We start from the raw sequence: 11,374 nt of genomic DNA on the forward strand, positions 1-11,374 counted from the left end.
GGCGCTTTCATCTCGGTCATTGAATGACCGAGGATTCCCGCTTAGATGTCCTAAAACAGATCCGAAAGGAGGGGATCTCAACCCCCGTTCTGATGCTGACCGCCCGCTCCGAACTGACTGACCGGGTCAAAGGTCTTGACTGGGGAGCAGACTACTATCTCACAAAACCATTTGAGAACGAGGAGCTTCTAGCCTGTCTCCGCTCAATTCTTCGCAGACCGTCAACTATGGTTCCCGAGGATCTGCAATTTGGAGATTTGACTCTGATTCCCTCTGCCTCCAAGCTGACCTGTGGGGAGCGTGAGGTTCTGCTGAGCGCCAAAGAGCTTGAGATGATGCGCCTTCTGATGCAGAATATCGGACAGTATCTCTCCAAAGAGACTCTGATTTTGAAAATCTGGGGATACGACGGGGATGTCTCCTCAAACAGTGCCGAGGCATACATCTCTTTCCTGCGAAGAAAACTGAAACTCCTCCGCTCAACGGTTCAGATCTGTTCTGCGCGAAGCATCGGATACCGACTTGAGCAGAATCAATAAAAATCAATTATTTTGAGAACAAAAGGGGGAAAGGGGGGGATTTACCCATGCTGAAACAGCTTCGCTGGAAGATTACAGGACTGATTATGAGTGTTGTCGTGATTCTTCTGACGGCTATTTTTCTCGCGCTCTACTCCTCAACCGCGCTGAGTTACCGAAATCGCAGTATGGAGGCAATGCGAACGGCACTTCAACAGAATCAGAGCGGGCAGCTTAAGCCCGGACAAGAAAAACCGCAGGCTCAAGCTGAACCTCAACCGGATTCCACACAACCGCCCAAGCAAGAACAGAATTCATCCATGCCGAGTCAGCGTTCATCAGAAACACCTCTTGAATCACCTCCTGAAAAGCCACAAAATGAGCCAAACGCAAAGACAAGTAGTGATCCGAGTCTAAATCAGCCAAAAAATACCGATTCTCCTCCACCGCCCAGACAGGAAATCTCCGCAGTCGCAGTCGTGGAGATCGGCACGCTGACAAACGCAGATGGAAAATTCACAAATGAAACAGCACCCGATGAAGTCCTCGAGAACACGGACACAGAGGAGACGAACTTCGTCCTTGAAAATCACATTCCTGCCCTCTCCGATGAGGATGCAATCACGTTTGCTCTTCTCGCAGAAAAAGAGGAAAAGGACGGACTGTGGTTCCCTGTGCGGACAACACCTTCGCTATATGAGACAGAAAACTCCTCTGGGAAGCGTCCGCTATGCGCTTGCAGACACGTTCAGCGAAGATCATGCACTGAAAACTCAGATGCTCCACTCCGGCGCCGTCGCACTTCTCGCTCTCGTCGCCTTTTTCGTTGCATCGTGCCTGCTCTCCCACCGTCTTGTCGCTCCGGTCGAGACTGCATGGAAGCAACAGCAACAGTTCGTCGCCGATGCCTCCCACGAGCTAAAAACCCCTCTGACCGTCATTTTGTCAAATACCAATCTGCTTCTGCGCGACTATGATGATCGCAAAAGTGGGAATTTTGAGCGAACTTTGCGGATACAAAGCGAAGCGACCCGTATGAAACAACTCGTCGAATCTCTCCTCCTCGCCCGAAGCGATTCAGGACGACTCTCTCAGGATTATCACAACGTCGATTTCAGTTATCTCGTTGAGAGCAGTGTCATGGCATTTGAGCCTATTGCCTTTGAGAGCGGGCGGAAAATTGAGGCTGACCTTACCGAAGACATCGAGCTTTATGGAAATGAGACAAGACTTCGCCAGCTTGCAGACATCCTGATCGACAACGCCTGCAAATACAGCAATCCCGGTTCCGTCATTGAAGTTCAGCTTTGTGAAAAGAAAGACACTCGTAGCGTTTCCTTTTCTGTCACCAGCGAGGGAAAATCATTGAATGAGGAAGAACAAAAACAGATTTTCCTGCGCTTTTACCGCGCCGACCCTTCCCGCGGAGAGAGCCCCGGCTTCGGTCTCGGTCTCTCGATTGCGTCAAGCATTGTAAACGAACAGGGGGGAACGATTCAGGTTTCCTCCGATGGAGTCCAAAAGAATACGTTTACTGTAACCTTGCCAAAAAAGAAAGATGGTTCAAGGTCAGATTCCAATTAAGTGAACTCTGATTAATCGTTTGACTATGCATTTGATTACACGCATAAGAACGAACCATCAAATCCATAAAACCCATAAAATGCACAAAACATCCAAAAGAAAAAGACGAAGAGTTCTCCGCCCTGCAAATTCACAAACTCTCTTTTGTAGTCTCTAAATTTGCATGCGAAGTTATCTTCGTCTTTTGTGTTTCTACGGATTCGTCATTCAGATTCTAATTTTTCTGCAACGTCTCCAATTTTATTTATGCCAGAATCTCTTTTACAACTGCCTTCAGATTCTCATCCTTGCAGTTATCCCAGAAATACTCGTCAAATCCCTTGGTTGCCAGAGCGCCCTTAACCAGCTCACGATCCAGATTCTTTAAGATTGTTCCGAGATCCTGATAGGTTACCGTCTTCACCTGATCCAGAATCTTCTTATTGCGCTGTTCCGGAACGGCACGCTCTCTCGGATATCCCTGACCGCTCTCCTCCACATACAATTTCTCAAAGATGTACTCGAGGTTCAGATCTCCGCCCCAACCGAAGCCTTTTGCAAACGGGATAGCAATCGCATTTCCGTCATTGATCTGTGCAAATGTATATGCATCCAGTGCATCCTCCACATGACCGCAGATAACACCCGGGAAGGAGTTGCATGCCAGCATAGCGCCCTCGCCAGTTCCGCATCCGGTAATCACATAGTCTGCTGCGCCGGAATTCAGAAGAACTGCTGCCAGAATACCAACCTGAACATAGGTCAGCTGTGCCTCATCATCTGCGGAATACATACCATAGTTGTATACCTGATGTCCCATCGGCTCTACAACTTTCTTCAGCGCATTCTCAATAATAGCGTTCTTTCCTGCCTGGCTGTTCTCATTAATCAGTGCAATTTTCATGTTAAAAATCCCCTTTCTGATGATTCAATGCATCGATCGCCGATAAATCAGTGATAGATAAATCGGTAATGGATAAATCAAATCATTCTATACATATTGATACGGATACTTCATACCTTCCCTATCATCATATCTGATTTTCCGCATAAAAGCAACGCAGTTTTCATTATTTTCTGAATTTTGAAAGTAGTTACTATTTTCTCTTCCCTGTGCATGTTTTTTTTTGCACATTTTCCATATTTTCTCAATAATGCGCTTGTTCATTATCCGCAGTTGACAGGTTGATCCTCTTTTTGTGGTAAGGCGATAAACAGCTCCATAATCACAATCTGTCATTCACGCATTCGCTTAAAAATCCAGATAAAGTAGGTAATCTCTGCCACAGCCGTGATCGACCAAGAAACCGGATAGAGCAGATAAAGCGAACGAATCGTGTGAATGCTCGCAAATACCGTGTAAATCCAGACAAGTCGGAAAACACAGGAACCAAGAATTACCACAACCGTCGGCACAACCGTCTTTCCAAGTCCGCGCGAAGCTGCAATCGTCGCATCCATGAATGCGCTGACCGCATACGAGAGTGCCATCACGGAGAGACGATGAATTCCCGCTTCCATAACTTCACGGTCACTCGTGAAGAGTCCGAGGAATGCATATCGCATCACATAGAGTCCAACACCGAGAGCCAGTGCCAAGGTAAATGAATAAATGATACTGAACACATAGCTCTTCATCATTCGATCACGTTTTCCTGCACCGCGGTTCTGCGCGATAAAGCTGGTGCCTGCGGTGTAGAATGCCGCCATCATGTCATAGACAAGCGGATCTGCATTTGCCGCAGCCGAATTTCCCTCAACCATCACATGATCAAAGGAATTGACACTCGCCTGAACGAAGAGGTTTGCAACCGAAAAAATCGTATTCTGGAACGCCGCCGGAACACCAAGCTGAAGCACTCGGCGCAGTTTATCCGCATTGAACTCTTTTCGGACCTCATTTGGGTGAAACGCAAAAGAAGCCTTGCTTCTGATGAGCATTCCTACAACAAGAATTGCAGAGACATACTGGGAGGTGACACTTGCAAGTGCGACACCTGCCACATCCAAATGGCATCCAATGACAAAAATCAGGTTGAGAATCACATTCAGAATTCCCGAAAATGTCAGGCAATACAGCGGTCTCTTCGTATCTCCCGCTGCGCTGAGCACAGCATTACCGAAATTGTACATTGCGAGTGCAGGAGATCCAAGCAGATAAATATGCAGATATAAAACCGCTCCCTTCATCAGCTCCGCCTTCGTCTTCATCATCGTCAAAACGGTCCGCGCAAACACGATTCCAAATCCCATGATCAAAAGTCCCGTCACCAGACAGACCACCGCTGACGTGTGAACCGTCTGTCGAATATTTCGCTCATGTTTTGATCCGATATAAAGTGCCGTCAGCGCGTTCACTCCACTCGCAATTCCGAGCAGAATTCCTGTAAACAGTGTCACAAGCAAACTCGTCGAGCCTACTGCACCGAGCGCAAGCGGACCTGAAAATTTCCCGACAACTGCGACGTCCGACATATTAAACAGCACCTGCAAGATGTTGGAAAACATCAGTGGCACACTAAAAACAAGCATTTTTTTCCACAACAAACCCGTTGTGAGATCCATCTCCGTGCTTTTCATTTTTCTTTTGTCCTTATTTTCTTTCGTGATTTTTTCTGTTCTCGTATTTCTTTTTTCTGTCTCCCCGTGCATCCGATGCGAAGATTCGTTCTTTCCCCGTTTTGTTCAAGCTTCGTTCCATATCCACCATGCTCAACTTTTTTGTAAACATAGAATGAGCGTTAGAAGATGCAGGACTTAAAATTCCGATTCATCCACTAACGCTCATTCCATCATACACTTAAAATATCAAAATGAAAAGCACATTTTTCTTACAAATTGAATCTCTCTACTTTAAAAAATTATCTATCGATCCAAAAAATGATATATTTCTCAATCATATCTTTCTTTTGCAGTGCATCAAACCACTCAGATTCACAGCCGTGATCAGTGCCTCCTCAAAGGAATCCGTCTGAATCAGACACCAGATTGCAGATTCCAGTGTATCTACCACATATCCACTGCTCGAAATTTCCATCTCCGGAAGCTCCCGAAACTTCTCCAAATGCATCAATCTCTGGAAATGTTGCAGTTGTGCATAATTTCTCAGATCATGTCGATAATATTCATATGTCTGATCAATTCCCTTTTGTAAACGCTCGATCAAACCAAATATTTCTCAATTTTTCATCCTCTCCCCCAAATGTTTCTTCGAGTTTTTGTGGACCTGTTATTCAATCCTGTCTTCACGATTATCCTCATGATCGAATTTTCACTTCTCCGGCAATATCAACCGAAAAATATTCTTTCATCTCCCGAAGATCATCGGTCTGACCAAGCACCCACATCAGTTTCGTCATCGCCGCCTCGGCTGTCATATCATAAGCCTGGAGAACACCCTTTTCAAGTGCCAACCGCCCTGTCTCATAGACAGAGAGATTGCTTCCCTCATACCGACACTGGCTTCCAACAAGAACCAGCATTCCCTTCTCGACTACCGTTCCAACCGCTCCTATAAAATCATTTTTCAGAAACGGCATTCCACCAAGTCCAAATCCTTCAATAAATACGCCCCGGCAACCTCTCTCATAGAGAAGTTCTAAGACATCCGGCGTAATGCCCGGATAAAGTTTCAAGAGCGCTACCCTGTCTGAATAGGCAGTCTGAGGTCTGAAAATCCCACGTTTTTCTACAAGATTTTCTCGAAAAATCTGAAGTCCGAGTGAACTGATCTCTCCGACATAGGGATAATTGATGCTCTCAAATGCATCAAAACTCATCGTCCTCACCTTGGAAGCGCGACAACCCAAAATCACTTTCCGATTAAAGGCGACAAAAACTCCGGGGCATCCGCTCGCAGACATATGAATCCCACAGCGACAGTTTTCCAGAGCATCTGCCACCGGATTTGCCATCGAAAGCTGACTTCCCGTGACTACCACCGGAATTGAAATATTTTGGAGCATGAAAGAGAGCATCGAAGAAGTGTATGCCAGCGTATCTGTGCCGTGAATCACCACAATCCCGTCATACTCATGACTTCTCTGTGCAATGCACGATGCCAGTCCCGCCCAATCTTCCGGTCCGATATTGGCACTGTCGAGAGAACAGAAATCCTCCGTCTCAAGTGTAAGATTTTTTGAGACCATTTTCAGCTCCTCCATCATGTCCTTGCCACTGATTCCCGGCACAAGACCATTTGCTCCCTTTACAGAAGAAAGCGTTCCTCCAGTGTTGATTATCAAAATTTTCTTAGACATTTTCTCGTTCTTCTCCATTGTCCTGTCTGTTATCGTTACTTGCTATTACTATTTTGTATTATGATTTCTTGTCCAAATCTCTCCGTTTTTTCACCAGATCATCCACCTGAGCGATCGAAAGATTCTGCTGTCGCGCAATTCTGACCAGATCGTCATACTCTGCTTTCTCCCGCTCAACACCCCAACCGGAGACATGTTTGATCCGTACAGGACCATACTCCGTCTCCACAGTTTCCATAAAACGCTTCATGATATAACGATTGCAGACCTTTTCCCTGATTCCGAGCGTTGTCGTATGAAGGAATAACAGCTTAATCATCCGCTCCCGCAATTCCACACGGCACATGCAAATCAAAAGAACTGCCGGACGATTTTTCTTCATTCCAATCGGTGTGGTATAGACATCAAGTGCTCCAGCCAGAAATAACTCCTCCATCGCAAATCCGATTCGCTCCGGTGTCATATCATCCAGATTACAGCACAGTTCCAGCACGCTGTCTTCGTGCGCTGCGCTCTCACCCATCATTGCGCGCATCACGATTCCGGTATCCGCTACAATCCTCATCCCTGTATCACCTGTATTTAAAGAATTGGCAAATGCAAATCCATATCCGATTTCTTCCACTCGCATTCGAGGCTGGCTGCCAAACTCCTGGACAAAATGTTTGAGCAGACCCGCTCCTGTCAGATCACAGACTTCTTTTTGAATCTGATCTTTTTGAATCTGATCTTTTTGAGTCCAATCTGCCTGAGTCCAATCTGCCTGAATCCAATCTGCCTGAATCCGATCTGCCTGGATCTGTTGAATCTGTCCTCCATAAGTCGGCACGCCTCGCAACATCCAAGCAACCTCAGGCGATGGAATTGGAAAAAATCCATGATCCCTGCGCTCTACTCCACTGCCGACCTGAACACAGGATGCCACGACTTTCTCTGGTTTCAATTCATCCATTAGAACACAGACAGCGATCACTTCCGCGATCGCCGTCTTATTCTCTACCTTCCAGACACCATTTCCACCTTCTTGTACTCGAGATCGAGATCCGGTTCCAGTTTCATTCTCGTCGCCCAAATCACTATCATTCATCGGCAAATCTGCCTTTGCTTCGATCGATTCCATTGATTCAATCGGCTCGATCGGCTGGCCACAGACAGCAGATTTTGCCTCTGCAATCAACCGAAAGACCGCCTGCACACCTTCTTGAATCTTCTCCGGGCAATTTTCCGATAAATCACCCATCAGATTTTGATAAGAACAAGAATCCAGAAAAAGTGACTGAGGAGAAGAAAAACGTTGAGAACCCGAAGCAAGGGAATCCTCTTTAAAAACAGCAGAATCTCTCAAAATCTTTATATGAGTACCTACAAGTCCACCCGTTGCCACCGATTCAGCCTGAAACCTGATTCCCGGCAAGTTCAACTGATTCAGCCGTTCGATCACTTGATTTTGATTTGGGTGAATCGCCAGCAATGCCGATGCCAACATCTCCCCCGTTGCCCCCATATTACAATCTAAATATAAGGTTTTCATGTCACTCTTTCTACTCTCCTCACATCATTTTTGTCTATTTCTGATTTTGTTATTCCTCTGATTCATCCGGCTTCTTCTCAAAATCCCTTGCCACATCTACGAGCAAATCGCGAATCAGCAGATGGTAATAATAATCTGCGTTCCAGTCATGGTAGATCTGCTTCGTATTCATCGTCGCAAACAGATCCGGAATGGAGATGTGTTTCGGACAGCCATCTGTGCAATAACGGCTGGCGGTACACGGAATCAAACGCTTGCTTCTGAAAATCTCCTGCACCGTTTTAACTGCATTAAGTTCCGTCTTATTTCAAAACATTCCCAATTTTATTTCTAAGACCCTATCGCATAAACCTATATCATAAATTCTAAACGATTTCATTCTAAGATGCAATTCCTGGCGCTATAAAAAAATTTTATCAATCTAACAGTCATTATCGGGCGTAGTATTGCACTAACACAAGTTTGATATCCCATACCAGATATTTTCCATATATTAAATTCCATATACCAAATCCATACAACACAAAAACAGAATGACCTTCCATCTCACAAGATAAAATGTTCATTCTGTCCTTCAACTGATTTCCCTGCCAAGCTGCATTAGACTTGATTCAGTGTTTCCCCGATATCGCCATCGATGCAGATCGATCTCTCCCGAATCTCCTCCGGCGCATATGCCTCGCCTTTATTGAGGCACAGATAGAAAGATTTTTTATTTGCTATATTGTATCATATATAGTCCGCAACCTGATCCAAATGATCGATCACAAAGTCAATTCTTCCCATCTTCTGCTCCGGCATTGCTCTCTCAGAGTTTCTCCGATAATAGCAGGTCTTCATTCCATATTGCAATCCACCTGCCATATCGGAAGTCAAAGAATCCCCGATAATCATAGTCTCCGCCGAAGAGATTTTCTCGGTTCTGTTTTCATTTAATTGCTCAAATGCCGTCTCAAAAAATTCTCGCGCCGGTTTTGAGACTCCGATCTTTTCTGAGACAAACACATAATCAAAGTATTTTCTCATATCGGCAAGCTCTAACCGGTGCACCTGCTGTTCATACGGTCCGTTGCTTGCAACACATAAAATGTATTTTGATTTCAGATATGCCAGCATCTCCCGTGCTCCCGGCTCCTCAATTGCACTCTCATGAAGCGCTTTTCGGAAATATTTTTCAAACATCGGACCATCAAAAGAAATCTCTAATTTTTCAAATACAAGATTCCATCGAACTTTCTGTAACTCCGGAAACGTCAATGTCCCCTGCTCAATCTTTTGCCAGAGTGCATTATTTTCCTTTTCAAAAACATCATACATATATGGTTCATACGGCTTCAAGCCAAAATGTTCAAATCCACTTTTCATTGTCTGTCTGACATACTCATCAAAACTCAGAAGAGTATTATCAATGTCGACAAAGACTGCTTTTAAATTCATCATAATTATTCTGTTGCTCCGTTTCTATCGCATTCTTAATAAGTCATTTTTTATGATTAATCCCTTTATGATTAATCTGTTGAATCGAATAAAACCATCCGAAACGCAAATGCAAATGTAAATAAATACAGGATAACGCCAAAGATCAGCGTAACCCATTGGCTTACGCCGTCTTTTTCTTTTCCATTGCTTTATTCATATGGATGAAATATCCCGTACTCAGAATGACTCCGACAATCGTGGAGATCGGCGCGGCAAGACCGATCTTTGTCAGGCTTGCATTCGGCTGAATACTCATAAAGTACGCTAACGGAAGTCGAATCAGAAGGGTCTGAATCAATCCCTGTACCATTACCCAGACCGTCTTGTTGTTTCCGTTGAAATATCCGATCATACTGAACAGAATTGCGGTCGCAATCGTCTCGAGTGCGAATCCCTTCAGATACTCGTACGCTCTCGCAACAACTGCCTCATCCGTCGTGAAGAATCCAGAAAGCACATCACCCTTGAACATCACGAGCAGAAAGACCAGACAACCCACAGTCAAACCCACACCGATTCCGGTAAACAGAGACTGTTTTGCACGCTTCATCTTGCCTGCACCGACATTCTGTGATACAAAGGATGCCATTGACTGCATCAGGGAACTCGGAATCAGCATCGCAAAGTTTACGATCTTGCAGGCCACTCCGTAACCGGAGGAGGCATCCAGACCGAGGCGATTGACAAACGCGCACAGTGCGAGGAACGAAAGCTGGGTCAGCATCTCCTGAAGTGCCAGCGGGAATCCAATCTCAAGGAATTTCGGACACTGTTCATTCCATCTGAAATCGCTCTTTTTAATCTCAAACGGCATTTTCTTCTTGATCAGAAGAATCACGGCAAAGACAACACTGCATGCCTGAGCCATTACCGTTGCAATCGCTGCACCCGCTGCATCCATATGAAAACCGGCAACCAGAACGAGATCTCCAATCACATTGATGATGCAGGCAACAAAGACAAAGAGAAGCGGAGAATTGCTGTCTCCGAGTCCTCTAAAGATTGCAGATAACAGGTTATATGCCACGATGAAGAAAATACCGCTTCCGCAAATGCGCACATATGTCGAGGTCAGATCAACTGCCTCAACCGGAGCCTGCATCAGCACGGAAATTCCGCGCGCAAATCCTACCATGACAACAAACAAGATCACTGCAAATACGGTAAATACAATGCCTGCACCGCCAATCACAGAGCCGATCTTCTCTGCACGCTTTTCACCTAAATAGCGGGCAATCAGAACGGTAACGCCCATTGCAAGCTGAGTCACAACAAAGGTGACAAAATTAAGCACCTGGCTTCCGGTTGAAACCGCAGAAAGACCGGATGTCGATCCAAATCTTCCGACCACAAGCAGATCCACCGCACCGTAGGCCGCCTGCAAAATCAGCGCGCCAAGAATCGGTATCATAAATGCGATCAGCTTCTTTAAAATACTTCCTTGTGTAAAATCTGCCTTATCATTTGTCATATCCATGATCCCCCTCTTTTCTCTCACACATGATCCGATAAAACTTTTCTATCGTCTGGATCATGCAGTTTGCTTCCTCCTCCGAAATCTCCTCCATATAGGGGGACAACGCATCAAAATACTGTTGATCATACTTCCTTGAGAGTTCTTTTCCTGCCTCTGTCAGTGAAATATAGACCACGCGCCCATCTTCCGGTGAGGCGAACTTGTGAAGATATCCCTTCATCTCCATCTCTTTGATTGTTCTGGTAACACCGGGTCGCGGAAGATTCATGGCATCGCTGACATCGGACACTCTCACTTGATGATGTTCTGCTTCCATCGCCTGAATCACATCCAGATATTGAATATAAGATGGCATGACTCCCTTCGGCAGTGCCGGAAGCATCTCTCGAGTCCGTTTTGCGAGATAACATGCATCAAACATCCTCTTGATCGTCTTGTTATTCATGTTTTCTTCTCATTTTCCTCCTCAGAACCATCAATATAATTACCATTGGTAATTATATCAAGATTTTTCATTTTGTCAATTCCCAAATTTCCAGTCCGCAGA

At 45.3% G+C, this 11,374-nt stretch carries 12 protein-coding genes; 2 read left to right on the plus strand and 10 right to left on the minus strand.

Going from position 1 to position 11,374, the window contains the following annotated elements; genetic code table 11:
• Positions 1–23: 23 nt before the first annotated feature.
• Positions 24–539, plus strand: coding sequence for a response regulator transcription factor (locus tag AC4EVX_RS09375; RefSeq protein ID WP_490160073.1), 516 nt, complete (start codon positions 24–26; stop codon positions 537–539).
• Positions 540–752: 213 nt separating this feature from the next.
• Here the strand turns inward: AC4EVX_RS09375 and AC4EVX_RS09380 are convergent, their stop codons facing one another.
• Positions 753–944, minus strand: coding sequence for a hypothetical protein (locus AC4EVX_RS09380; protein WP_177976817.1), 192 nt, complete (start codon positions 942–944; stop codon positions 753–755).
• A 270-nt stretch (positions 945–1,214) separates the two neighbouring features.
• On the opposite strand from AC4EVX_RS09380, the gene AC4EVX_RS09385 reads away from it, so the two are divergent.
• Positions 1,215–2,102 (plus strand): sensor histidine kinase, encoded by an 888-nt coding sequence (locus tag AC4EVX_RS09385; protein WP_490160074.1) that lies wholly within the window; start codon positions 1,215–1,217, stop codon positions 2,100–2,102.
• Between the two features lie 244 nt (positions 2,103–2,346).
• Here AC4EVX_RS09385 and AC4EVX_RS09390 read toward each other — a convergent pair whose 3' ends face one another.
• The 9 genes from AC4EVX_RS09390 to AC4EVX_RS09430 form a co-directional block, all read right to left on the minus strand.
• Positions 2,347–2,985 carry an RpiB/LacA/LacB family sugar-phosphate isomerase gene (locus AC4EVX_RS09390; RefSeq protein ID WP_177976819.1) on the minus strand — a complete coding sequence of 213 codons (639 nt, stop codon included), beginning with the start codon at positions 2,983–2,985 and terminating at the stop codon, positions 2,347–2,349.
• 332 nt (positions 2,986–3,317) lie between these two features.
• The gene (locus tag AC4EVX_RS09395) at positions 3,318–4,661 is read right to left on the minus strand and encodes an MATE family efflux transporter (protein WP_177976820.1); all 1,344 of its coding nucleotides are present in this window, start codon (positions 4,659–4,661) and stop codon (positions 3,318–3,320) included.
• 316 nt (positions 4,662–4,977) lie between these two features.
• Positions 4,978–5,247, minus strand: coding sequence for an ADP-ribosylglycohydrolase family protein (locus AC4EVX_RS09400; RefSeq protein ID WP_490160075.1), 270 nt, complete (start codon positions 5,245–5,247; stop codon positions 4,978–4,980).
• Positions 5,248–5,338: 91 nt separating this feature from the next.
• Complete coding sequence (locus AC4EVX_RS09405) at positions 5,339–6,340, minus strand: type I asparaginase (protein WP_177976822.1); 1,002 nt, start codon at positions 6,338–6,340, stop codon at positions 5,339–5,341.
• Between the two features lie 58 nt (positions 6,341–6,398).
• Positions 6,399–7,871, minus strand: coding sequence for a nickel pincer cofactor biosynthesis protein LarC2 (gene larC2, locus AC4EVX_RS09410; protein ID WP_490160076.1), 1,473 nt, complete (start codon positions 7,869–7,871; stop codon positions 6,399–6,401).
• A 49-nt stretch (positions 7,872–7,920) separates the two neighbouring features.
• Positions 7,921–8,148: a hypothetical protein gene (locus AC4EVX_RS09415; protein WP_177976824.1), complete on the minus strand. Its 228-nt coding sequence runs from the start codon at positions 8,146–8,148 to the stop codon at positions 7,921–7,923.
• Between the two features lie 452 nt (positions 8,149–8,600).
• Entirely contained in the window at positions 8,601–9,311 is a 711-nt protein-coding gene (locus tag AC4EVX_RS09420) for an HAD family hydrolase (RefSeq protein WP_490160077.1), read from the minus strand.
• A gap of 160 nt (positions 9,312–9,471) precedes the next feature.
• The gene (locus AC4EVX_RS09425; RefSeq protein ID WP_490160090.1) at positions 9,472–10,821 is read right to left on the minus strand and encodes an MATE family efflux transporter; all 1,350 of its coding nucleotides are present in this window, start codon (positions 10,819–10,821) and stop codon (positions 9,472–9,474) included.
• Complete coding sequence (locus tag AC4EVX_RS09430; protein ID WP_177976826.1) at positions 10,811–11,272, minus strand: MarR family transcriptional regulator; 462 nt, start codon at positions 11,270–11,272, stop codon at positions 10,811–10,813. Before AC4EVX_RS09430 ends, AC4EVX_RS09425 begins: the two co-directional genes overlap by 11 nt.
• Between the last annotated feature and the right edge of the window lie 102 nt (positions 11,273–11,374).

Source organism: Brotaphodocola sp. (assembly GCF_983179755.1).